At 72.6% G+C, this 24574-nt stretch carries 16 protein-coding genes; 9 read left to right on the top strand and 7 right to left on the bottom strand.

Annotated features, from left to right (window positions below):
- Positions 1-245: 245 nt before the first annotated feature.
- From ABD817_RS17750 to ABD817_RS17760, 3 genes are read right to left on the bottom strand one after another with little or no spacing between them, the layout of a single operon-like run.
- Positions 246-1787, bottom strand: a complete 1542-nt coding sequence (locus tag ABD817_RS17750) for a serine/threonine-protein kinase (RefSeq protein WP_344919069.1) — start codon at positions 1785-1787, stop codon at positions 246-248.
- A complete protein-coding gene (locus tag ABD817_RS17755) occupies positions 1780-3759 on the bottom strand; it encodes a serine/threonine-protein kinase (RefSeq protein ID WP_344919070.1) in 1980 nt (659 codons plus the stop codon). Before ABD817_RS17755 ends, ABD817_RS17750 begins: the two co-directional genes overlap by 8 nt.
- A complete protein-coding gene (locus ABD817_RS17760) occupies positions 3756-5351 on the bottom strand; it encodes a serine/threonine-protein kinase (RefSeq protein WP_344919071.1) in 1596 nt (531 codons plus the stop codon). The genes ABD817_RS17755 and ABD817_RS17760 overlap by 4 nt, the downstream gene beginning before the upstream one ends.
- A 145-nt stretch (positions 5352-5496) precedes the next feature.
- On the opposite strand from ABD817_RS17760, the gene ABD817_RS17765 reads away from it, so the two are divergent.
- Entirely contained in the window at positions 5497-7218 is a 1722-nt protein-coding gene (locus ABD817_RS17765; protein ID WP_344919072.1) for a class I adenylate-forming enzyme family protein, read from the top strand.
- Positions 7219-7472: 254 nt separating this feature from the next.
- On the opposite strand, the gene ABD817_RS17770 is transcribed toward ABD817_RS17765, so the two are convergent.
- Positions 7473-8321: an arylamine N-acetyltransferase family protein gene (locus tag ABD817_RS17770; protein WP_344919073.1), complete on the bottom strand. Its 849-nt coding sequence runs from the start codon at positions 8319-8321 to the stop codon at positions 7473-7475.
- A 556-nt stretch (positions 8322-8877) separates the two neighbouring features.
- On the opposite strand from ABD817_RS17770, the gene ABD817_RS17775 reads away from it, so the two are divergent.
- A complete protein-coding gene (locus tag ABD817_RS17775) occupies positions 8878-9567 on the top strand; it encodes a response regulator transcription factor (protein ID WP_344919074.1) in 690 nt (229 codons plus the stop codon).
- Positions 9568-9748: 181 nt separating this feature from the next.
- Entirely contained in the window at positions 9749-13471 is a 3723-nt protein-coding gene (locus ABD817_RS17780; RefSeq protein WP_344919075.1) for a DUF4153 domain-containing protein, read from the top strand.
- A gap of 96 nt (positions 13472-13567) precedes the next feature.
- Here ABD817_RS17780 and ABD817_RS17785 read toward each other — a convergent pair whose 3' ends face one another.
- Positions 13568-13816: a helix-turn-helix domain-containing protein gene (locus tag ABD817_RS17785; RefSeq protein ID WP_344919076.1), complete on the bottom strand. Its 249-nt coding sequence runs from the start codon at positions 13814-13816 to the stop codon at positions 13568-13570.
- An 89-nt stretch (positions 13817-13905) separates the two neighbouring features.
- Here ABD817_RS17785 and ABD817_RS17790 point away from each other — a divergent pair, with 89 nt between their 5' ends.
- The 4 genes from ABD817_RS17790 to ABD817_RS17805 all read left to right on the top strand — a co-directional run bounded on the left by ABD817_RS17790 (position 13906) and on the right by ABD817_RS17805 (position 18366).
- Positions 13906-15429: an N-acyl-D-amino-acid deacylase family protein gene (locus ABD817_RS17790; protein WP_344919077.1), complete on the top strand. Its 1524-nt coding sequence runs from the start codon at positions 13906-13908 to the stop codon at positions 15427-15429.
- A gap of 168 nt (positions 15430-15597) precedes the next feature.
- Positions 15598-16707: an alanine racemase gene (locus ABD817_RS17795; protein ID WP_344919078.1), complete on the top strand. Its 1110-nt coding sequence runs from the start codon at positions 15598-15600 to the stop codon at positions 16705-16707.
- A gap of 29 nt (positions 16708-16736) precedes the next feature.
- Complete coding sequence (locus ABD817_RS17800) at positions 16737-17123, top strand: Rid family detoxifying hydrolase (protein WP_344919079.1); 387 nt, start codon at positions 16737-16739, stop codon at positions 17121-17123.
- A gap of 31 nt (positions 17124-17154) precedes the next feature.
- Positions 17155-18366, top strand: a complete 1212-nt coding sequence (locus ABD817_RS17805; RefSeq protein WP_344919080.1) for a hypothetical protein — start codon at positions 17155-17157, stop codon at positions 18364-18366.
- A gap of 118 nt (positions 18367-18484) precedes the next feature.
- Here the strand turns inward: ABD817_RS17805 and ABD817_RS17810 are convergent, their stop codons facing one another.
- Positions 18485-19105, bottom strand: coding sequence for a LysE family translocator (locus ABD817_RS17810; RefSeq protein WP_344919081.1), 621 nt, complete (start codon positions 19103-19105; stop codon positions 18485-18487).
- 136 nt (positions 19106-19241) lie between these two features.
- On the opposite strand from ABD817_RS17810, the gene ABD817_RS17815 reads away from it, so the two are divergent.
- Positions 19242-22040, top strand: a complete 2799-nt coding sequence (locus tag ABD817_RS17815) for a helix-turn-helix transcriptional regulator (RefSeq protein WP_344919082.1) — start codon at positions 19242-19244, stop codon at positions 22038-22040.
- Positions 22041-22361: 321 nt separating this feature from the next.
- On the opposite strand, the gene ABD817_RS17820 is transcribed toward ABD817_RS17815, so the two are convergent.
- On the bottom strand, positions 22362-22742 hold the full coding sequence (locus ABD817_RS17820) for a response regulator transcription factor (RefSeq protein ID WP_344919441.1): 381 nt from the start codon (positions 22740-22742) through the stop codon (positions 22362-22364).
- Positions 22743-23924: 1182 nt separating this feature from the next.
- On the opposite strand from ABD817_RS17820, the gene ABD817_RS17825 reads away from it, so the two are divergent.
- Positions 23925-24329, top strand: coding sequence for a C40 family peptidase (locus ABD817_RS17825; RefSeq protein WP_344919083.1), 405 nt, complete (start codon positions 23925-23927; stop codon positions 24327-24329).
- The last annotated feature ends 245 nt before the right edge of the window (positions 24330-24574 follow it).

Consider the following 24574-nt stretch of genomic DNA (forward strand, 5'->3'; position numbering starts at 1 on the left):
TGCCGAGGCGTGCCGTTCGCCGGTGTGTGGTGCCGGGGCGTGTGGGGCGTCCGGAGGTGGCGGTGCCGGAGTGCGCGGGTCGCGGGTGTGTGGCGCCTGGGAGTGTGGGCCGCTCGGAGGTGGCGGTGCTGGAGTGCGCGGGTCGCTGATGCGCGGTGCCTGGGTGTGCCGGTCGCCCGGGGGCGGCGGTGCCGGAGTGCGCGGGGCGCCCGGGAGCGGTCGGGTGGGACGCGGGGCGGGGGTGCTCAGTCACTGTTGTTCAGCTTCTCGGCGACCTGGCGGGCGGCGCGAAGGACCCGCTCGCGCAGCTCGGCGTCCGGACGCTCGCCCTTCTGCGACGCGTTGACCTCGACCAGCAGGTTGCTGATCCGGAAATGAACTGTGGAGTTGACCCGGTCCAGCGCGATCAGGTCGTAGGCGAAGGCCTCCGCGCCCACCCGGTCGGCGTTCCTGACGGCGCCGGTCGTGCCGAGGAGGCCGTCCCCCCTGTCGGCGGTGATCTTGGTGCGTTCGGAGACGAAGAACGCGTGGGCCACCTCCGGGGCCGCCTTCGCCCGCACGGGTGCCTTGCGGGTCAGCGAGAGCCGTAACCAGCGCACCTCCGACGGGCCACCCCAGTCGCAGCGAGACTCCCCTTCCGCCTGCGCGGTCGCCGCGGGTTCGGGGGTCGAGCCGGGCACCACGGCCCAGCTCTGGGCGTCGGCCAGCAGCGAGCAGGCGTCCGGCACGGTGGCGAACCGTCCGGCACCGGCCGTGGGCGACGGGGTCGCGGGTGCCTCGGGGTCGCCCGCCGCCGTCATCAGCACCACCGCCCCGGTCGTCGCCAGCGCCACCACGGCGAGCGCGGCCCCGGCGATCAGGCCGGTACGGCGGCGCGGGGCCGCCCGCTTCCCGGGCACGGTCTCCTGCGCGGAGAGCGGGGAGACGGGGGAGAACGGGAAGAGCGGTTCCACCGGCAGTCCCTGGGAGACCTGCCGCAGGGCCGCGCGCAGCCCCGACTCCCCGGGGCGCAGCCGGGGATCCTTGACCAGCGCCGCCATGAGCACCGGAGCCAGATCCCCCGCCCGGCGCGGCGGGGGCGCCTCCTGGGTGAGGATCGCGCCGATGGTCGCCGCCGAGGTCTCGCGGCGGAAGGGACTCCGGCCCTCGACGGCCGTGTACAGGGTCGCCGCCAGGGCCCACAGGTCGGTGGCCGGGCCGTCGTCGGCGCCGCGCAGCCGCTCGGGGGCCATGTACCCGGGGGAGCCGATCAGCGCGTCCGGCGAGGTGAGCTGGACGTCCCCCTCCAGGGTGGCGATGCCGAAGTCGGTCAGCAGCACCCCGCCGTCCCCGGCGAGCATGATGTTGGCAGGTTTCACGTCGCGGTGCACGATGCCCCGGCTGTGCGCGAGGGCGAGCGCGTCCAGCACGGCCAGGCCGATCACGGCCACCCGCCGTGGCGGGAGCGGCCCCTCGGCCTGGACCGCCTGTTCCAGCGAACGGCCCTTGACCAGGTCCATCACGATCCACGGGCGGCCGTCCTGCGCGACGACGTCGTGTACGGCCACGATGGACGGGTGTCCCAGCCGGGCGGCGGCGCGCGCCTCGCGCAGGGTGCGCTCCCGCGCCTCGACGCGCTGCGCCTCGGGCAGGTTCGGGTCGAGCCTGACCTCCTTGATCGCCACCTCGCGGTGGAGCAGCTCGTCGCGGGCCCGCCACACGACGCCCATCCCGCCCGCGCCGAGTTTCGCGACGGCCCGGTAGCGGCCCGCCAGCACGGGCAGCGGGCCCGCCACCCGATCAGTCATCGGTCTTCAGGGACTCGGTGAGCCAGCGGGACACCTTCAGCGCGCCTTCGGCGATCTTGCCGTCGGGGTCCTCCTTGACGCCGCCCCGCTCGTAGTCGACCTCGGCGATCAGGTTGCTGATCCGGAAGACCACGGTCACCTTGTAGGAGCCGCCGTACAGGTTGATGGAGTTGTACGCGCCGGAGGTGAACGCCTCCTCGCCGATGCCCCGCAGGTCCTTGGGCGGGAGAGGTTTGGGAGTGGTGAACTGGCCCTTGTCGACGAAGTCCTTCTTCTTGCCCGCCAGATACTCCCTGGCCCTCATCACCTCGGAGCCGTCCTGCCTCTGGGCGATCAGCCGGACCCGCAGGTCGTACTTCTCGACGTTGGGCTTGCGCCAGTCGTGCTGGTTGAGCCAGTTGCAGACGGAACGCTCGACCTCCGAGCTCTTGAAACCCGGCACGACCTCGTTCACCTGCTTCTCGTCGAGCAGGCTGCAGGCCCTGGGGGCCGTGGCGAAGCGGCCCTTGGCGCCGGAGGGCTCGGTGGCGGTGAGGCCGTCGTCGGAGTTCGTGACCAGCGAGGTGAGCAGGACACCGATGGTGACCGCCATGCCGAAGAGCAGCACACCGGTGAGTGCCACGACGGGCCGGGGTACGAGCACCCCGGTCGTCCGCGTCGGAGGCTCGGCGGGCGGGCCCTCCGGTGCCGGGAGGGGGAGGGGGGCCGGTTCGCGCGAGGTGGGGGCGTCCTGCGGGTTCGGGTGGGGCGGCGTGGTGCCGGGCGGGACGGGCGGAACGGGGGCGCCGGGGTGGGGCGGGCCCTGCTGAGGTGAGCCCTGCTGGGGCGGGCCGGGGTGGGACGGGCCCTGGAGGGAGGTGCCCTGCTGCGGCGGGACCGAGGGCGGGGCCTGCCAGAGGATCGGCGTGCCGGGGGAGGAGGAGAGCGCGACCTGCGGGGGGACGGGGACGTCCTGAACGGGAAGTCTCGCGGTGATCGCGGACATCTGCTCGGCCAGGGTCTTCCTGAAGGGCGCGGTCGACTCCCCAGCGCTGACCGGAGCGGTCCCGTCGTCCTCCTGCCTCCCGGCGGTGCCGGACGCTCCGGGCCCCCCGGGCCCCCCGGGCGGCGCGGTCGCGTCGTACCTCTGGGGTCCCGTCGTCGAGGCGGATCCTGTCGCGGCGGGTCCGGTCATACCCGGGCCTGTCATGCCCGGTCCGGGTGTGGTGGCCGCTCCCGGTGCCCCGGCCGCTCCGGATGCCCCGGGGCCCGGGAGGGGCGCCTGCCCGAAGGCCGCCGGCGTCCCGGCGGCGGTCCCAGCGGCGAAGGGGGGAAAGGACCCGGAAGGGGTGAGGGGGCCGGAGGCTCCCGGATCGGGGGCTCCCGCGGCCTGCGGGAACGGGCCGCCCGAGGCCGGGGGGAGCGTACCCGCGGGGGGCTGCGCGACCGGGGGTTCGGGACGGTACTGGGAAACGTCGATCAGGGCGGCGCGCAGGGCGACCGGGTCGGGCCGCTGGGCGGGATCGCCCGCGAGCAGGTGGAACAGGACGGGCGCGATCGGGCCCGCGTTGTCCAGGGAACCGCCGGGCGACGGCGGACGGCCCTCGACGGCGGTGTAGAGGGTCGCGCCGAGCGACCACAGGTCGGCGGCCGGGCTGGTCACCCCCTCGGGAGAGGTGAAGAGCGAGGACGGCAGGGACGGCCCGGCGAGGACGATCTGCTCGTACGGGCCGAGCAGCACCGAACTCGGCCGCACGTCGCCGTGGAGCATGCCCTGCCGGTGCATCGCCACGAGCTGGTCCAGCACGGCCACCCCGACCACCGCTGCCTGCTGGGGGGACATCGGCCCGAACCGGGCGACCACCTGTTCCAGCGAGCTCTGCTCAAGCATCGGCGCGCCCTCGGCTCCGGCGATCCCGGGCCCCGGCGCGGGGGGAGCGGCCTGCCCGCCCGCGTGCCTGCCCTGCGATCGAGGGACGTCTGGATGGTTCATCCGCTCGCTTTCTGCTTGTTCAAGGCGTTCGCGACCCATGTCGCGGTGGTGTGGGCGCCCGCCTGGATCGCCGGGCCGTCCTTGCTGCCGTCCACGACGGTGTAACCGACGTCGAGGACGAGGTTGTCCACGCGTACGACCACGTAGCTCTGCTCCAGCCTGCCTGTCTTGCGATTCTCGTAGACGTCGTAGCCGAACGCCTCGTCCCCGGCGGGTTTCACCGCCGTCGGGGCGGTGGAGCGGGAGGAGCGGATTCCGGCCTGGATCTCCGGCCAGCTCCAGGCGTTCTCCCCGCTCGGTATGACGCTCTGGCGCCGGTTCACGAACAGCTCGTGGGCCTGTCGCGGGCTCTTGCCCCACTGGTCGCCGCCGGAGAGGCGCACCTCCAGCCCCATGCCCCTGGCCGCCCACTGGCAGCCGCCGTCGTTGGTCGGCTTGCCCTCGCCCGCCAGCGCGGGCAGCAGCTGCCTGGCCATGGCGCCGGGGATGAGCTCGCACACGTTCACCGGTGTGGCGAAGGCGCCGGGACTCTCGCTGAGCCTGACCCGCTTCTCGGCGGCCGTGGGGTCCGAGGTCAGCAGGAACGTCACCCCGAAGGTGACCGCGACGACCACCGCGATCCCGGCCGTCTCCACGGCGGCCCACAGCGCCGTGCGGCTCAGGCGCGGCTCGGGTGGCCGTACGGAGACGGAGACGGGGGCGGCGGGGCCGGGGCCGGGGCCGGGGGACGGCGGGGGGACGGACGGCGCGGCCGGTGTCTCGGCGGGCGTACGACCGGCGGCCAGCTCTCCCAGCGAGCGGGCGACGTCCTCGAAGGACGGGCGGCCCTCGGGAATCGGGTGGAGCATGCGCGTCAGCAGCGGGCCCAGCTCGCCCGCGCGCTCCGGCGGCCTCGGCGGCTCGGTGAGCACCCGGCTGATCGCCGCGATGGGGCTCTCCGCGGGGTGCGGCGGCACCCCCTCGACGGCGAAGTAGAGCGTGGCGCCCAGGGACCACAGGTCGGAGGCGGGACCGCCGCGCTCGCCGCGCAGCCGTTCCGGCGCGATGTAGTTGGGCGAGCCGACCAGGTGGCCGGTCCGGCCAGAGGTGGCCTCGCCGTCGGCGACCGCGAAGCCGAAGTCGGTGAGGACGGCCTTGCCGGTCCTGGTGAGGAAGACGTTGCCCGGCTTGACGTCGTGGTGGACCACCCCGGCGGCGTGGGCGGCACCGAGCGCGCTGAGGATGCCCACACCGATCCTGGCCGCCTGGTGCGCGGGCAGCGGGCTCCGGTCGCGGACGGTCCGCTCCAGGGACGCGCCGGACAGCAGCTCCATGACGAGCCAGGGCCGTTCCTGATCGATGACCACGTCGTGGACGGTCACGATCGAGGGATGCTTGAGCCGGGCGGCGAGGTTGGCCTCCCGGAGCGCCGAGGCGAAGAGCTCCTGCCGCTTGACGGGATCGAGGTCAGGCGGGAGCCGTACCTCTTTCACCGCCACGTCGCGGCCAAGCGTCTCGTCGGTGGCGAGCCAGACCGTGCCCGCCCCACCCTCGGCGAGAGGGTTCAGCAGCCGGTAACGGCTCGCCAGCACTCGAGTGTCGATCCCGCTCACCCCGTTCGCTTATCCCATCGCGGACAGCAACATAGTCACTTAGCGGCACATGAACCAATGAACGGTGATTCCGCCTCATCCATTGACCCCTAGCTTCTGTTTTCGTAGTGTCACGAGCATCCTCACAAGGACCTCTGGAGTCGCGATGAAGCGCCTGCACACGCAAGAGCGGATCGACCGTTACACCGCCGGAGGCTGGTGGACCGGAGACACGATCGACCAGCTGCTACGTGCCCAGGTGAGCGCCCGTCCCGGCGCCCTCGCGATCGCCGACCCGCCCAACAAGGCCGACCTGCTGCCCGGTGAGATCAAGCGGCTCACCTGGTCCGAGCTGGACGCCGAGATCGACCGGGTGGCGGGGGTCCTGCGCGGCCGGGGGATCGGGCCGGGGGACGTGGTCGCCGTCCAGCTGCCCAACAGCGTGGAGCTCGCGGTCACCTTCCTCGCCGTGGTCAGGGTGGGGGCGGTGGTCACCCCGTTCCCCGTGCAGTACCGCGAGTACGAGCTGAACCAGCTCTGCGCCCTCGCCGGGGTCGTGATCTTCGTCACCTCGACGACCGCCGCCGCCCGGGTGCCGGAGAACATCCCGGCCCTCACCTGGCCCGAGCTGGACGCCGACCTCGACGCCGCGAGCGCCTCCCCGGTGGGTGAACCCGGTTCCGTCCAGCCCGGGGCGTCGGGTGTCCCGTCTGGGGCGCCGGGTGTTCCGTACGAGGCGCTGGATGTCCCGTCCGGGGCGTCGGGTGTCCCGTACGAGGCCCACCCCGCGGACCCCGTCACGATCTGCTGGACCTCGGGCACCGAGGCCACTCCCAAGGGGGTGCCGAGGTGCCACTACGACTGGCTCGCGGTCGCCTCGACCTGCGCCGCGGCTCCCGGCCTCACCGAGGACGACGTCATCCTCAACCCCTTCCCCATGGTCAACATGGCGGGGATCGGCGGGGTCTTCCTGCCCTGGCTGAAGACCGGTTCCGTGCTCGTCCAGCACCACCCGTTCGACCTGCCGACCTACCTCGGGCAGATCGCGGCCGAGGGCGTCACCTACACCCTGGCCCCGCCCGCGCTGCTGTCGATGCTGCTCCAGCAGGAGGCGATCCTCGCCAGGACCGACCTCACCACGCTGACCCGGATCGGCTCGGGCTCGGCGCCGCTGCCGCCGCCGATGGTCAAGGGCTGGCAGGACCGGTACGGCATCGCGATCATCAATTTCTTCGGTTCCAACGAGGGCGTCGCGCTCCTCTCCGACCCGGTGCACATGCCCGACCCCGAGGACAGGGCCCGCTTCTTCCCCCGGCCCGACGCCCCGGGCACCACCTGGCCCGGCACCCTCGGCGCGACCAGGACCAAGCTGGTCGACCCCCTCGGCACGGAGATCGTCGAGGCCGGGATCCCCGGCGAGCTGTGCCTTTCGGGGCCGACCGTCTTCTCCGGTTACCTGCCGGGTACGGCCGCCGCCGACCCGTTCGACAGGGACGGCTACCTGATGACCGGTGACGTGTTCGAGATCGCCGGAGACCAGGGGCAGTACCTGCGCTACGTCGACCGGGCCAAGGACCTGGTCATCAGGGGCGGTATGAACATCGCCCCCGCCGAACTGGAGGCGCTGGTCTCCGGCCACCCGGCGGTGGCCGAGGTGGCGGTGGTCGGCTACGCCGACGAGGTCCTCGGCGAACGCGTCTGCGTCGTCCTCGTCCCCAAGCCCGGCCAGACCGTGGACCTCGCCTCGGTCGTGGACCACCTGCGGGGTAAGGGCATCGCCTCGTACAAGCTCCCCGAACGCCTGGAGATCGTCGAGGCCCTGCCCCGCAACCCGCTGGGCAAGATCCTCAAGCGGGAGCTGAAGGAGTCGCTGGCGACAGGCGACTGAGCCCCGCGCCCCCGCTCCGGCGGTCCCCTGCTCTGGCCCTGGCCCCGGTCCCGGTCCACGCGACCGGCTCCGCGTATCCGCGTATCCGCATGGACCTCACGGAACGCTCGGAGGCGGGACTTGCCGGGTAGGGAGACACGGGGGCTCCGAGGGCCCGAGGCAGCGGAGGCGGGACTCTCTACGGCAGGAAGCCCGGGTTCATCGGAGGCGGGACTCTCCATGGCAGGGAACGCGGGGGCTCCGGGCGCCCGGGGTCAGCGGGAGGCGGCCCATTTCTCGTGGGCGATCCACAGGCGCTGCCAGAGTTCGGCGCGTTCCGCGAGGGTGACGTCGGGCAGGGACAGGCCGAAGACGTCGGCCAGCATCTCGAAGTAGTCGCGCTCCGTCCACGCGGTCAGGGTGTGCTCACGGTCGCCGAGACGGGTCAGGACCAGGCCCCGCATGACGTCGACCCCGCTCGCGTCGCGCCGCTGGACCGTGGCCACGCGGACGAAGCCCGACTCGGGCGAGGTGGAGAAGAACTCGTGCCTCGCGGCGAACTCCCGCATCTCGGCGGGCGCGGCGCGGAAGTCCATGCCCAGGAAGTCGCCGCGCGGGTCGTGGTCGAACCGCCACCCGCCCGGCTCCACCTCGGAGGGACGCAGGCCGTACGTGAAGGGTCCCTGCCGGTATGTGCCCGCGACGAGCGGGAGCGGGTCGTGGATCGCGTCGCCCAGGCCCTGGTCGACCAGCCACTCTCCGCCGGGATTGCCCGGACCGGGCAGTCCCGAGACCGTGAGCACGAGGTGGCCGCCGTCCACGTTCGCCGGGACCCCGGCGTGGCCCTGCACCCCGCCGCGATGCCGGGTCACCCGGTAGCCGAGCGCCCTCAGCAGCACGGAGAAGGCCCCGTTCAGGTGGTAGCAGTAGCCGCCCCGGCCCCGGACGATCCGCGCCGCCGACTCCACGGGGTCGACGGTCGTCGGGCGGCCCAGCCAGATCTCCATGCACTCGTACGGCACGCGCTCCGCGTGTGCCCGGTGCAGCAGGTGCAGCGACTCCACGCTCGGAGGCCCGTCGATCTTGACGCCGATCCTGCGGAGGTACGCGGTGACATCGATCACCCTGTCACGGTAACGCCGAGATGGGCGCGTACCTAGCCTCGGACGTGCGCTTTCTCCGACAGACGGGAGTGGTTTCCCGGACGCGCGAGAGTGCTTTCTCGAACGCGGGAGTGGTTTCTTGGACGCGCGGGAGCGGCTTCTCGAACAGACGGGAGCGGTCGTGAACGGCCGCCGGTGCCCCGGCGGATGCCGGGGCGCGGGGCGTCGCGTCCGGTGGGGTGAGGCGCGGCGCATGGCCCGGGTGCCGACGAGCGGACCCAGCGCGGCCACGACCACGACCACGGCCGCGATCACGCCGCCGCCGGTGGCCGCTGAGACGATCTCACCGTCGAACAGGGCACGCTCGGCCTCCACGACGTACGTCAGCGGGTTGAGCCACGAGAGCACCCGAGACCAGTCCCCGGGCCGTCGCTGACGGGCTCGTTTCCTTGGGACGCCACTGGTCCCGACGGGGGCCTCGCACGCGCGGCCGGTGGGTCAACCGATCACTGGGGTACGCAGAACCTTCACAATTCGCCACAGGTCTTCTGCACGGCTCAGGTCTACGCTGCCGGACATGGCAATCCCTCAGCAACGACGTGTCCTCGTGGTCGAGGACGACGAGACGATCGCGCGGGCCGTACGCCACAGACTGGCCGCCGAGGGTTTTGACGTGCAGGTCGTCGGGGACGGGCAGGCGGCGCTGGCCGCCTACGCGAGAACAGGACCCGACGTGGTGGTGCTCGACCGGCTGCTGCCCGGCCTCGACGGGCTGGAGGTGTGCCGGCGGATGCAGGCGGCCAGGCCGGTGCCGGTGCTCATGCTCACCGCGCTGGGCGAGGAGACCGACCTTCTGGTGGGACTGGGGGTCGGGGCCGACGACTACATGGCCAAGCCGTTCAGCATGCGCGAGCTGGTCGCCCGGGTGCACGCCCTGCTGCGCCGGGTCGAACGGGCCTCCCAGCTGGCCGTGACCGACACGGTCATCCGCCTCGCCGACGTCGAGATCGACACCGCGGAGCGCCGCGTCTACGTGCGGGGCGCCGAGGCCCAGCTGACCAGGACCGAGTTCGACCTGCTCTGCCGTCTCGCCGAGCGCCCCGGCCAGGTCTTCGAGCGGGAACGGCTGCTCGCCGACATCTGGGGCTTCTCCGAGGCCGCGGCCACCCGCACCGTCGACAGCCATGTGCGCGCCCTGCGCCGCAAGCTCGGCCCCGGCGTCGTCCGTACCGTCCACGGCGTCGGCTACGCCCTCGTCAAGCCATGAACCGGCGGCCGGTGCGCGCTCTCGGGCACGACGGTCGTGAACGCACGCGGTGGCGGGGCCGTGAACGCGGGCCCGCGTACGCCCCCGAAGCGGCATTCACGTCCGGACGAGAACCGATCGTCCTCTCCGTCACTCAGACACTCATGTGCCCCTCCACTCCAACACCGGAATGCGCCGACCATTGAGACCTCTCGACTTCCTGGGCCGGATCAAGGTAAAGCTCGGCATGGTGATCCTGCTGGCCGTGGTGACGGCGTTCGTCGTCAACGAGGTCGGCATCAACATCGGTTACTCGCGCAATGTGCGCGTCGCGGTGGCCGTGGTGTTCGCGCTGATCATGGTGCAGTTGCTCGCGCGGGGGATGACCAAGCCGCTGCGAGAGATGGCCGCCGCCGCGCAGACCATCGCCAAGGGCCGGTACGGCCTGCGGGTGACCGCGTCCTCCCGTGACGAGGTCGGCGAGCTCGCCCGCGCCTTCAACGCGATGGCCGCCGACCTGGGCGAGGTGGACCGGCAGCGGCGTGAGCTGGTGGCCAACGTCAGCCACGAGCTCCGCACGCCGATCACCGCGCTCCGTGCGGTGCTGGAGAACGTGGTCGACGGGGTCTCGGATCCCGACCCCGTCACCCTCGGCACCGCGCTCGCCCAGACCGAGCGGCTGGGCCGACTGGTCGCGCAGCTGCTCGACCTGTCCCGACTGGAGTCCGGGGCCCGGCTGATCGAGCGTGAGGACGTCGAGCTGCGCCAGCTGTGCGAGCAGGCCCTGCGGGAGGCCGTACTGGCCAGGGAGGGGGTGGTGGCGCGCTGTGAGGTCCCGGAGGGGTTGAGCCTGCGCGCCGATCCCGACCTGCTCGCCCAGGTCCTCGCCAACCTGCTGGACAACGCGGTACGGCACAGCCCCATCGGCGGGGTGGTGGTGCTCGCGGCGACGGCCAGGGGAGAGGGGGTCCGGCTGCGGGTGAGCGACCAGGGGCCGGGGATCGCGGCCGAGGACCGGGCGCGGGCGTTCGAGCGCTTCTCGCGCCTGGACGCGGGGCGGGCCGCCGACGACGGCGGCGCCGGGCTGGGACTGGCCATCACCAAGGAGATCGTCGAGCTCCACGGCGGCTCCATCCACGTTGACGACGGTGTCGGCTGCCACGTCGTGGCCGACCTTCCGGAAAGGATCGAGATGAGCCCCCCGTCTCTCCCCGCCAAGGGTTCCCTTCCTTCGGAAGCGGACGCGGTCGCCCCGGGGAAGATTCTTCCGGGCGAGGTTCCCGTGGCTTCTACGGTCTCCGCGTCTTCCGTCCCGCTTACGGCCGGTACACCGTCCGGAGGTCGCGAGGCAGCCGGGGCCGTGGGGGGTCCCGGATCCGACGAACCAGACGAACCAGTGGAGAGCGGCCGGGTATCCGGAACTGGTCAGGAGTCCGGAGCCGTCGAGTCGGTCGAGCGGGGCGAACCGGCGGAGACCGGCCGGGCGGCCGAGGTTCGTGAGATGGTCGGGGCCGGGCAGGTGTCCGGGTCGCGAGAGGTCGCGGCGACCGCTTCCGTGACCGGCTCTGTGAACAGCTCTGTGACCGGTGCTGTGGCCGGTCCGGTGAGCGAACCGGCAGTCGGCTCGGTGGGCGGATCGGCAGTCGGACCGGTGATCGGTTCGGCGGTTGGTTCGGCAGTCGGACCTGTGATCGGCTCGGTGGGTGGGCCGGTGATCGGCTCGGGGGCCGTTCCCGGCGAACCGGTTGGGGCCGTCCAGGACGCCGGACCCGTTCAGGTGTCCGGACCTCGCGAGACCGGCGAGGCGCCCGGCACCTCCGACCCGGCCACGGATCCGGTCACGGACCCGGGCGGACCCGGGCGCGACGTGATGTCCGGACCGATGCCCGCCTCTCCGGAGCCCGGAGCCGCCGCCCCCGATGCCCCTGTCCCCGCCGTCCCCGATGTCGCCGTCACGCCCTCTCCTCCCGTACGGCCTTCCTCGCAGCCGTCCCCACCGCGGCCCGTTCTCGTCAGGGACGGGAGCGCGCGTCAGAGGCCGGTCGTGATGCGGAACTGGTCGGGGGCGTTCATCGGGGTCCTCCTCGGCGGCATCGCCGGACTGGTGTGCGCCGTGATCGTGGGTATCGTCCTCGCGAACGTCGACCCCCTGCTGGCCGTGTTCACCGGGGCCGTCATCGTCGCCATCGGCGCGTTCGTCGGCACGGTCATCGGTGCCACCACGCCCGCCGAGGATTTCCTGGCCCCCGTCGAACCGCTCCCGCACCGGCCTCCGGCGCGGGGGCCCGCCGCGCAGCGCGTCACCGTACCGGGTCCGGAAGCTCCGCAGCGGGAAGGCGAGGCACGGCAGGCAGTTGTCAGGGAAGAGGCCACGGGTTCATTGGCGAGCCCCTCGGCGGTCTCCCGGCCGGGCGGGGGGAGAGGGCCCGGGGCTCCCGGCGGGTACGAGGCGCCGCCGATCTTCCCCCGGCCCGAGCTGCCGGACACGCCCCGGTGGGTGCTGCCGGTGTCGGCCGCGGTCGGGCTGCTCGCCGCGGTCGCGGTGCCGTACAGCAGGGCCGGGCTGGGGCTCGTGCTGGTGTCCGCGGCGATGGGGATCGCGGCGATCCCCGCGGCGCGCAGGAGGATCAACCCGTGGTCGGCGGGGATGGGGGCGATCGCCTACGGGCTGGTCGCGATGGTGATGTTCAGGGACGCGGACTGGCTGGTCGCGATACTTCTGCTGGCCGGGTTCCTGACGGCCGCGCTCGCCCTGTCGGGGGCCGGGCGCGGCTGGCTCGGGGTGCTCAGGGGTGGCGCGTCGGTGATCCTGGGCCTCCTGCCGGTGCCGTGGTTCCTCGGCGCGAGGCTGAAGGGCCTCGTGTCCCGCCGCCGGGCGATGCCCCTGCTGCTGGGGGGCGGGCTCACCGTCGCGCTGCTCGCGGTGTTCGGGGCGCTGTTCGCGTCGGCGGACGCGGTCTTCGCCGAAGCCGTCGAGCGGGTGTTCAGCGCGCAGGAGTGGGCGGAGTCGCTGCCGCTGCGGATCCTCCTCTTCGTCGTCTTCGCGGCCGTGGTCGCCTCCGCCGTGCTGGTCGGGCTGCGACCCGTGGCCGAGCCGAAGGCCCCCGACCTGAAGGCCACGGTCGGCCGGGGTCTGTGGGTGACCCCGCTCACGGCGCTCAACCTGCTGTTCGCCACGTTCGTGGGAATGCAGCTGACCGTGCTGTTCGGCGGTACCCGGTGGGTGCTGTCCGCCACCGGGCTGACCTACGCCGAGTACGCGCGCTCCGGGTTCTTCCAGCTCGTCGTCGTCAGCGTGTTCGTCCTGGCCATCGTGGCGGTCGCCTCGGGGGTCGTGGAGCTCAAGGGGGGCGACCGCTGGCTGATGGCCGGGCTGCTCGGCCTGCTCTGCGTGCTGACCCTGGTGATCCTGTTCTCCGCGCTGCACTGGCTGGACCTGTACGCCGACGCCTACGGGCTCTCCCGGCTGCGGGCCTCGGTGTCGGCGACGGTGCTGTGGCTGGGCGGGGTCTTCGCGCTGGTCCTCGCCGCGGGCGCGGCCCGGCTCACCGGACGCGGGCACGCGCGCTGGCTGCCCAGGACCCTCGTCCTGATGACGAGCGCCTCCCTGCTGGCGTTCGCGGTCTGGAACCCCGACCTGCGAGTCGCGGAGACCCAGCTCGCCGTACGGGGCGTGGAGCGGGTCGACCTCGACTACCTGGGAGACCTCGGCGCGGAGGCCGTGCCCGCCCTGGACAGGCTGCCGGAACCGGCCCGCAGCTGCGTTCTGCGGGACGTGGTCGCGGCCAACGAACTCGCCGGGCCCGACCCGTGGAACGGCTGGAACCTGGTCCGCCGCGAGGCGAGGGACCTGCTGCGGGAACGCCCGGTCCTCAAGGACGTCTCATGTCCGCAGACCCCTTCCCGGCTGGAGACCCCGTACTAGGACTGATCCGAACATCCCGGCAGGTAGAGCGGCAACAGGGACGCGGTGAAGCCCGTGAATCGCCGCGTCCCAGGAAGTGATGCGTGACCGAGGAGGTCAACTCGCCTCGCGTAGTGGCTGGAACCGGACGCTCAACCGCATTTCCAGAGCTTCTGCGAGCCGCTCCAGCATCGGGATGGTCGGCATCGTCCCGCCCGCCTCGAAGCGCGCCACCGCCGGCTGCTTCAACCCGCTGCGCTCAGCCAACTCGGTTTGAGTCAGCCCGAGTTGCTCACGCCGGAGCCGGTCATCGCCGCCACCGAGTAAGCCGCTGGAGATCAGGGTGCCGTTGAGGGAGCGGCCCACGCGTCACTTGGGAAATCCGGGACATGGGCAGGGGGAACGAAGGTGAGCGCTGGATGCGACGAAGACCTTCCGGGTGATTGAATCCCGGCATGTCGTTCGATGTGTTGATCAGGGATGGCTGGGTGCTGGACGGCACCGGAGCCCCGGCCTGCCGGGCCGACGTCGGCGTCACCGGGGACCGGATCACCGCCGTGGGCCGCCTGGACGGCGCGGACGCCACGACCGTCGTCGAGGCCGCCGGGCGTCACGTCATGCCCGGTCTCGTTGACTGCCACGCACACGGCGACGCCCTCGTCCTCGACAAGGACGTGCAGCTCGCCGCGCTCCGCCAGGGTGTGACCACGTTCGTCCTCGGCCAGGACGGGCTCTCCTTCGCCCCCTCCACCACCCTGGAGACCTTCGCCTACGCCACCCGCTACTTCGCGGCCGTCAACGGTGTCCACCCCTCGGCCGACGGGCCGATCGGCGTCGGGGAGCTGCTCGCGGGCTACGACCGGGCGACCGCGCTGAACACCGCGTACCTGCTGCCGCACGGCACGATCCGCCACGACGTGATGGGCGCCGCCGAGCGGGCCGCCACCGCCGACGAACTGGCCGCGATGCTGGCCCGCGTCGAGCGCGGCCTGTCGGAGGGCGCCGCCGGTCTCTCCACCGGCCTGGAGTACGCCCCGGGCCGCTACGCCGACGCCGCCGAGATCGCCGCGCTCTGCGCGCCGCTGGGCCGCCTGCCGTACGTGACGCACATGCGTGGGTACGGTGCGGCGGCCCCCGAGGGGATGGCCGAGGTGACGGACATCGCCCGGCGCTCGGGCGTCGCCGTGCACGTCTCGCACTACCACGGTCCGGCCGCCACGCTCCTGCCGCTGATCGACGAGGCCCGGCTCATGGGGCTGGACGTCACCTTCGACACCTACCCCTACCTGCGGGGCAGCACGATCCTGGCGATGGTCGCGCTGCCCCGGTGGGTCCCGGCCGCCGACACCGACCGCGCGCTGGAGCTCCTGGAGTCCGAGCCGATCGAGTGGGACGAGACGCTCTGGCCGAGGATCACCTTCTCCCACGTGCCCGGCGCCGAGTGGGCAGAGGGGATGACGCTGCCCGAGGCCGCCGCCGAGGCCGGGCTGGAGCCGGGGGAGTTCTGCCGCAGGATCCTCATCGACACCCGGCTGGAGGCCGGATGCGTGTCGGCCCGCCCCGACGAGGGCCCCGAGGGCGAGGCGTCGGTCCGCGCGATCCTGCGCCACCCGGCCCACACCGGCGGCTCCGACGGCATCTACGTGGGCGGACACCCCCACCCCCGGGGCTACGGGGCGTTCGCCAGGATGCTCGGCCACCACGTCCGCGAGACCGGTGACTGGACCCTGGAGCAGGCCGTCGTCCACCTCTCCTCGCACCCGGCCCGCCGCTTCGGCCTCGACGGGCGGGGTCTCGTCCGCCCCGGGCAGGTCGCCGACCTGGTCGTCCTCGACGCCACAGCGATCGCCGACCGGGCCACGTACGCCGCCCCGCGCACCCCGGCCACCGGGATCGGCGACGTCCTCGTCTCCGGGGTCCCGGTTCTCGCCGAAGGGGCGCTCACCGGCGCCATTCCTGGCAGGGCACTACGCCCCTGAGCCCCCGGAGGCTCTGGCCCCTCAAGAAGCCCCGAGGGCGCGGCCCTGCGGAGGGCGCCGTGAGGATAGGGTCCTCAGGGCGGCCAAGGGGGACGCGATCTCCCACGCCCGGATCCGGCGGCCGACGAGCCGTCACATCCGCCGAGGCGACCAGAGGGGGACGGGGACGTGAAGGGCATCGTGGATCCCGAGGCGGCGCTGGGGGCCTCGCTGTTCGGCGGGGCGTTCACCTTCCCCGTGATGGTGGCCCACCGGAGCGCGCTGGAGCACAACATCGCGACCCTCGCGGCCTTCACCCGGCAGTACGGGCTCACCTTCGCCCCGCACGCCAAGACCACCATGTCGCCCGAGCTGGTGCGGGCGCAGCTCGACGCGGGCGCGTGGGGGCTGACGGTCGCCACCCCCAGCCAGGCGCTCACCCTGCGCGAGTTCGGCGTCTCCCGGATCGTCCTCGCCAACCAGGTCTTCGACCCGGCCGGGCTGACCGCCCTGGCGGGCCAGCTGGCCGACGACCCCGCGTTCGAGTTCCTCTGCTTCGTCGACTCGACGGCCGGGGTCGAGGCGCTCTCCCGGCACGCCGGAGCCAGGCCGTTCCGCGTGCTGGCCGAACTCGGCCACGAGGGCGGGCGCGGCGGCAGCCGTACGCTCGCTCAGCTGCTGGAGGTCGCCTCGGCGGCGGAGGCGGCCGAGGGCGTGGAACTGGCGGGCGTCGCCGGGTACGAGGGGTCGCTGGGCTCGGCGCGGGAGGTGCGGGCCTACCTGCACCGGCTGCTGGAGGCGCTGGAGCACCTGCGGGTGCGCGGCCCGATCCTGTCGGTGGGCGGCAGTCAGTGGTTCGACGTGATCGGCCGTGAGCTCGCCGCCTGCCAGGCCACGGTCATGCTGCGCAGCGGCGCCTACGTCTCCCACGACGACGGCTACTACCGCGAGCGCACCCCGTACACCCGGATGGACGGGGAGCTGCGCGCCGCGCTGGAGATCTGGGCGCACGTGCTGAGCGTTCCCGAGCCCGGTCTGGCCGTGGTCGGGTTCGGCAAGCGCGACGCCCCCTTCGACGAGGGGCTGCCGATCCCGCGCGGAGCCGTCGCGGACGCGACGGTGCTCAAGGTCCAGGACCAGCACGCGGTCCTGAGATTGGCGCCGGGCTCGCCGGTGGGGCCGGGGGACCTGGTGTCGTTCGGCATCTCCCACCCGTGCACCGCCTTCGACAAGTGGCGGGCCATCCCGGTGGTCGACGAGGAGTACGTCGTCGTCGATCTGATAAACACCTTTTTCTGAATTCCCCATTGCTGAAGAGGAGTCTTGAGATGAGCGGCAAGCAGGAGCTGAGGACCGACGAGGGCGCGGCCCCCGTCGGGGCGTACTCGCAGGGCCTCGTGGTCGGCGACTTCGTCTACACCTCGGGCATGGGGCCGCTGAGCCCCGAGACCGGTGAGGTCGTCGGGACCGACGTGGCCGAGCAGACCCACCAGGTGATGCGCAATCTTGGCGCGATCCTCGCGGCGCACGGGCTCGGCTTCGACGACGTGGTGAAGTCGACCGTGCACCTGGAGCACCTCAAGCGTGACTTCGCCGCCTACAACGAGGTATACAAGTCGTACTTCACCCGCCCGTACCCGGTCCGCACGACCGTTGGCTCGGACCTGATGGACATCCTCGTCGAGATCGACTTCGTGGCCTACAAGCCGCGTTAGAGTCTGACCGACTTCGTGGGAGGGCGGCGGCTTGGACAGCTCGCTATACGTCTACGTCGAGGACGTACGCGGGGAGGGCCTGGAGGCGGTCCTCGACCGGATCACCGGATACGGCGTGACGGGCGTGACCGTGGCCGCCGCCTACCACCGTGCCCGCGACGTCACCCCGCACGGCCGCTCCCGGGTGACGCTCCGCAGCGACGGCGCGCACTTCACGCCGCCCGCCGACCTGTTCGGCGGGCTGCGGCTGGTCCCGCCCGTCCAGGAGGGTGCCGAGGACGAGCCGCTCGCCGCCCTCCGCCGGGCCACCGCCGAGCGCGGCCTCGCGCTGCACGGCTGGACCGTCTTCCTGCAGAACACCACGCTCGGCCTGGCCAACCCGGACGTGACCGTACGCAGCTGCTTCGGTGACCGGGGCTCGCCCGCCGACCTGTGCCCCTCCCACCCCGACGTGCGCCTGTACGCGGTCGCGCTGGGCCGGGCGGTGGCCAGGCAGGGCGTCGACAGCGTGGTGGCCGAGGCGCTGCACTTTGGCACCTTCGGCCACGGCTACCACCACGAGCGCAGCTTCGTCCCGCTCGGGCCGATGGACGCCTTCCTGCTCGGCCTGTGCTTCTGCGGTTTCTGCATGCGCCGCGCCGCCGACCTGGGCGTCAACGCCGAGGTGGCGCGCGAGGAGTGCTCCAGGATCGTGGGCGCCGTGCTCGACGGCGACCCTCCCGCCCAGGGCGAGGTGACCCGCGCAGCCCTGACCGCGTACGCGGGGCCCGAGGTGGTCGCCTACGCGCGGGCCCGCTCCGAGGTGGTGACCTCGCTCGTCTCCGAGGTCTCCACCGCCGTCACCGGCGAGGGCTCGCGTCTCGTCTTCCTCGACGCCACCGGAGCCGTCAAGGGCTACACCGACGGCCTGCCCTCACCGGGGCTCGCCGCGCACGACTCCTGGCAGCTCGGCGTCGACCTGGTCGCCCTCGGTGACCTGGTGCCCTCGCTCGGCGTGCTCGCCTACGCCCGCGACGCGGCCAGGGTGGCCGACGACGTGGTCGCCTACCGCCGCTCGACGGGCAAGGACAAGGAGCTGCGGGTCGTCCTGCGGCCGGGGCTCCCCGACACCGACTCGGCCGACCGCCTCGCCGCCAAGGTCCGCGCCGTGCGGGCCTCGGGCGCCGACGCGGTCGACTTCTACGCGTACGGGCTCATGCCCTACCCGATCCTGGACCGCATCCCGGGCGCGCTTTCTACTTGACCACCGGGATCGCGGGTCCGCGGAGGTGTCGTCCGGGGCGGTGCTCACGGCGCGGCCGTTCGCTCGGGTGGGGCCGGGGCGGTTCCAGGTCGAGCGACCGCAGGGCGCGGTGTGGTTTTCAGGTCGAACGATCGGAGAGCGCGGTCGCGACGCCGAGACCCAGGTAGACGACCCCGCTGAAGTGGCCGATCAAAGGTGCCCTGCTCCTCAGCCGCCCGCCGACGGCGCCCGCCGCCATGGCGTAGATCAGATCGGAGAGCAGGCCCAGGAGCAGCAGGGTCCCGCCCAGGACGGCGATCTGCAGCGGCACCGCGCCCGCCTCGGGCTCCACGAACTGGGGCAGGAACGCCAGGAAGAAGAGAATCACCTTGGGGTTGAGCACGTTGACGACCACCCCTTCAAGGAAGATCGTCCGAAGCGGCTGCGGTGCGGGCTCCCGGCTCGCGAGCTCCTGCCTGCTCGTCAGCGCCCGGATGCCCAGATAGACCAGGTAGGCCACCCCGGCCCACTTGATCACATTGAACAGGGTCGCCGACCGCGCGATCACGTACGAGAGACCGGCCGCCGCCGCCGCGATGTGCACCAGCGTGCCCACCTCGATGCCGATCGCGCTCGCCACACCGGCGGCGCGGCCCTGGGAGACGGCGCGGGTGATGATGTAGATGTGGTTCGGGCCCGGTACCAGGACCAGTGCCAGCGAGGCGACCGAGAAGATCAGCAATGTGGAGGGCGAGATCATGCCCTGACCCTAGGGGCGTTCCTGTCCTCGCCGTCAGGGCCAATGCGCGGGTCCTTTGGCGTACCAATCCGTCCCCGCTCGTTCCCTGTCGGGGTACCAATCGCCCCCTTCGGCGCCCCGTGCGATACTCGCCGACGTGGGGTGGCAGAGCACGCAAAGCGTTCTGATCGGGCGATCGGCAGAGCTCGATCGCCTGACCGCCGTGCTCGACACCGCGGCCGAGGGACAGGCCGGGGTGGCCCTCGTGGGAGGCGACGCGGGCATCGGCAAGACCCGTTTGATCACCGAGCTGGCCGGGCGGGCCGAAGCCGCGGGGTTCGCCGTCCTCGTCGGCCAGTGCGCGGAGCTCGGCGACGCCCTTCCCTATCTCCCGCTCGCCGACGCCCTGCGTTCGGCGCGCGGGGAGCTGCGCGCGGCGCTCGACGCGCGGCCGGTCCTCGGCCGGTTGCTGCCCGGCGGCACCGACCCGGGCAGGGAGAGCACGTCGGGCCTGACACAGCAGCAGCTCTTCGGCTCGATGCTCGGCTTCCTGGCCGTGCAACCCGTGCTCCTGGTTCTTGAGGACCTGCACTGGGCCGACCAGTCCACCCGCGACCTGCTGGTCTTCCTCAGCCGGATGCTGCAGACCGAGCGCGTCTGCCTCGTCGGCACCTACCGCACCGACGACCTCCACCGCCGCCACCCGCTGCGCCCGGTCCTCGCCGAGCTCAAGCGACTTCCCTCGGTGACTCCGGTGGAGCTGAATCCTCTCGACCGCCACGAGATGACCGACTACCTGGCCGCACTCGGCGGCACCGACGCCGGTGTGATGCGGAAGGTCGTCGACCGGGCCGAGGGCAATCCGTTCTACGCCCAGGAGTTGCTGGACGCCGCCTCCGAGGGCTCCTCGATGCCCGACGGCCTGGCCAGCCTGCTGCTCTCCCGGGCGGAGCTGCTCTCCGACCCCGCGCAGCGGGTGCTCGGCGGCGCGGCCGTCGCGGGCCGCCGGGCCGACCACGACCTGCTCCAGCAGGCCTCCGGCCTCGACGACCTCGCCTTCGAGGAGGCCATGCGGGAGATCGTCTCGCGCGGCCTGCTCCGCCCCGACGGGGAGTACGGCTACGCCTTCCGGCACGCGCTCCTCCAGGAGGTCGTCTACAACGACCTGCTGCCCGGCGAGCGGACCAGGACGCACGCCGAGTTCGCCCGCCTGCTGACCGCGAGAGGAGGGGCGGCGGCCGAGCTCGCCCACCACTACCTTGCGGGTCACGACCTGCCCGGGGCGCTGGCCGCGTCCGTGGAGGCCGGGCGCAGGGCCGAGCGCCTCGGCGCTCCCGCCGAGGCGCACCGCCACTTCGACCGGGCACTCGGGCTCTGGGACCGGGTTCCCGACGCCGAGCGGCTGGCCGGGATCGACCACGTCGCCCTCGCCGGGCGCAGCGCCGCCGCCGCGGCCGACAGCGGCGACAACCATCGGGCGATCTCCCAGCTCCGCCGCCTCCCACCCTCCGCCGAGATCAACGAGCGGCTGTCCTACTACCTCATCGACACCGAAGACGTCGAGGGCGCGATCGCCGCCGCGTACACGGCCGTCGAGGCGGCGCCGGAGGGGCCCGTGCTCGCCCGCGCGCTCGCCACCTACGCCCGTTCGCTCTACTGGACCGAACGGCACGACGAGGTCGAGGCCCTGGCCAGGCGTGCCCTGGAGACGGCCCGCGCGAGCGGCGCCGCCGACGCGGAGACGAGCGCGCTGATCACCCTCGCCGCCCTCGCCGCGCTCGCCGACGACATCTCCCACGCCAAGGAGCTGCTCGCCTGCGCGAGCGCCGAGAGCTCGGGCAACCTCGCCATCGACCTGCGGGCCATGTTCACCTACGCCCGGGTCCAGTACGAGAGCGGCGACCTCGCCGAGGCGGCGACCACCACCGACCGGGGGCTGCGGCTGGCGCACGAGAGCGGCCTCAACTGGAGCACCTACGGCACCGACCTGCGTTTCCTGCGCCTCATGATCCACTACGTCGCGGGGGAGTGGGACCTGGCGGCGAAGGTCGCCTCCGGGTTCGCCGTTCGCGTCGGGACCCCGCCGGAGGCGCTCCTGTCGTCCTTCGCGCTCTTCGTCGAGGTGGCCAGGGGCCTGCCTGTCGTCGAGGACCGCCTGTCCTGGCTGAAGTCCTTCTGGTCCGGTGATATCACGATCATCGCCATGAGCCGCAGCCTGGCCGCCGAGCACGCCCTGTGGCGCGGCGACCCCGAGACCGCGCTCGAACACGCCCGCGCGGGACTCGACGCCATACCTCCCAACGACCCCGCGGTGATCCGGATCAGCAGCACCGCCCTGTGGGCGCTGACGGATCTGGGACGCGCCGACGAGGCCGACGCGTTCCTGGAACGGGCGAGGGTGCCCGCCGCCGTCGGCCCCGGTTCCGTCCGGCGCGGCCCGCTCGGTCCCGAGGGGCTGGCCTGGCTCGCCAGGGCCGAGGCCGAGTGGCACCGCGCGCACGGCCGCCTCGACGTCGCGGCATGGCGAGCGGTGGTCGAGGCCTTCGACTTCGGATTCGTCTACGAGGTCGCGCGCTCGCGGTGGCGGCTGGCCGAGGCGCTGCTCGCCCAGGGCGACCGTGCCGACGCCCTGAAGGAGTGGAGGCGCGCCGTCGAGACCGCCGAGTCACTGGGCGCCCAGCCGCTCGCGGCGGCCCTGGCGGAGCTGGGCCGCAGGGCGCGCTTCACCCCCGAGCCGTCGGACGCCCCCACCTCCGCTCCCACCTCCGCCCTCACCGCCCGCGAGCGGGAGGTGCTTGCCCTGGTGGCCGAGGGGCTGCCCAACCGTGAGATCGGTGAGCGGCTGTTCATCGCGCGGAAGACGGTGAGCGTGCACGTCTCCAACATCCTGGGCAAACTGGGCGTCTCCTCCCGCACCCAGGCTGCCGCGGTGGCCCACCGGGACGGCCTGCTCTGACGACCCCGCGGCTCCCTCGGGGGGTTCGCGGCTGGAACACACCGAGGCCCGCCACCTCGCGGCAGCGGAACCGGCCGATGTCGCCCGGCCATTGCTCGGGGCGGTGTACGGCCGGAGCCGTCCTGCCCTGCTCCTCGCCCGTGCCCGGAACCCGTCCCGGCCGCCGGATGAAGCCGGGGCTCGTCCGGCTGCTGTGAGCCCCTGCCCTGGCCGCCGTGGGCATGGCCCCCGCCTCGGCAGTCATGGGCTCGTCGTCGCGTACGGCCGAAGTGGTCTTGGCCTCCGCCCGTGCCCGGAACCGGCCCTGTCCACCGGGTGGGATCAAGAGCCGGTCTTGCCGCCGCGCGCCGTCAGGGCCAGCTCCCGGACGACCTGGATCAGCTCGGCCGGGTCGAAGGGTTTCGTGAGGTAGGCGTCGACCCCGATGCCGAGGCCCCGCCGCTTGTCGTCCTCCTGCGCCCGCGCGGTGATCAGGACCACTTTGATGTGGCCGGTCCCCGCGTCGTTCCGCAACCTGGTGGCGGTCATCCAGCCGTCCAGCCTGGGCATCATGACGTCCAGCGTGATGACGTCCGGCATCACGTCCAGCACCCGATCCAGGCAGTCCTGTCCGTCAGAGGCCGTATCCACCTGGAATCCCTCCAGGGTCAGATTGACCGCGATGAGCTGTCGGATGACGTCGTCATCGTCCACTACCAACACCTTGCCCAGAACCTCTCCCACGGGCGTGAGGCTAACTCCTCTCCCTCACCCACGCGCGGCTTTCCGAGGATGTGTACGCACAGCTGTCCACGGGTGACACGTTTCCCCTCTTTCGTCCGGAACACCGAGGCTCCATGACCACGTCACCGGAGAGGCGGGGAACGGTCACCGGGGAGGCAGGGAACGGTCGCCGGAGAGACGGAGAGCGCGGAAGTCGCGGGCATTGGCCGCGAGGGCCGGGGCCGCGAGGCGCACTGACCATTCTTCCCCGGCGAGCAACACCTTCCAAAAGGCGGCCCGGCCCGTGCTCGTGTCCATGCGGGCCGGTTCCTCAGCTGGACGTGGATATTCGCAGTTATCCACAGGGTGGTGTCGTTCACCGGAGTTATTCACAGAATCCCGTTCGGCTCATTAGCGATCACCTCTCCCCGTCGATCCTGGGGCCTCGATCCTTTATCGAGCCCAAGGAGGGCGTGCGTGATCACGACACTCGTCTCCGTCACCATCCTCTCGGCGGCCCTCGCGGGAAGCTCCCCGTTCCCCGCGCCCCGCCTCTCCCCGGAAGCCTGCGACACCTGGGGTCGCCTCCTCTCCCTCTTCCAGGCCGCCCCACCCGCCCCACCGGGCGGCACATCACACTCGTTGCCGGAAAGGAACTGGTTACCGGAGAGGAGTCGGCTGCCGGTGGAGATCCGCGCCGTTCTCGCAGCGGTCTGCGAGCCCCGGTCCTCGCTCTCCCCGGGCGCGGGCGACAGTCGATCGACGTCCTCCCGTGGCTTCTTCCCCGCCCTCGCCGGCGAACGGCCACCGGGGCCCTCCGGAGTGGGAGGGGGGCGGGCGTTCACCCCCTTCACCCCTCTCGCCCCGGAGGCGGGAGCGCCGGTGGAGCCCTTGGGCGCCCTAGGTGGGTGGGCGATGGGCTCCTCCTCTCTAGCGGAGCCAGCAGAGCCAGCGGATTCGGTGGAGCCGAGAGGCCCCCGAGCCTTCTCGGGGCTGGAGTCCTCACAGGCGCGCGCCAAGAGATCGCAGAGCCCTTCCGAGGGAAGGAAAGCGTCTTCCAGTCGAGGGGCGGTGTCCCCCCGGGCAGCGTCCCCTCGGGCGGTGTCCTCCCGAGGGAAGGCCCTCTCCGGTGGGCGGGCGGCGCCTTCGAGCGGAAGGGCGATGTCCTCTCGCGAGCGCATCATGTCTCTGTCTCTGCGGGGGCAGATCGCGGCCACCACGGCACTCCGCCAGGTCGGCAAGCCGTACGTGTGGGGCGGCGGTTCGAGCGCGGGCCCGACCGGTGGGGGCTTCGACTGCTCGGGGCTCACCCTGCACGCCTGGGCCAAGGCCGGGGCCAGGCTCACCCACTACACCGGCACCCAGTTCAGGCAGGGCCGCCGGGTGCCCTTCTCCCAGCTCCGTCCGGGAGACCTGGTCTTCTTCGGCGGAGGCACCGGAGATCCCACCCACGTGGGCATCTACGTCAAGGACGGCGTCATGGTCCACGCTCCCAAGACCGGCGACGTCGTCAGGACGATCGACTTCGCCGCCTCGCCCTACTACCTCTCCCGCTACCGAGGCGCCATCCGCCCCACTCCGCGCTGACTCGCCCCATCGGGCCCCGTTCGGCCCTGCCTGACTCGTCCCGCCCTGGCCTGACCCCCCGTCCGATCCGGTCCCACGCTGACTCGCTCCGTCTCGGAGTCACTTCGTCACGGGCGGCGCCCTGTTTCGCGCGGCGTCTCCCCGCGTCGTCCCGTCAGCGCCTGCCCGTCCCGATAGCCCCCTTGCTCTCGGCTTTCCCGTCGCCCTCGACCTGTCTTGGAGATCACTCGCTTCCCTAACCGAGT

Origin of the sequence: Streptosporangium oxazolinicum (genome assembly GCF_039537505.1) — a bacterium.
Classification (GTDB): Bacteria; Actinomycetota; Actinomycetes; order Streptosporangiales; family Streptosporangiaceae; genus Streptosporangium; species Streptosporangium oxazolinicum.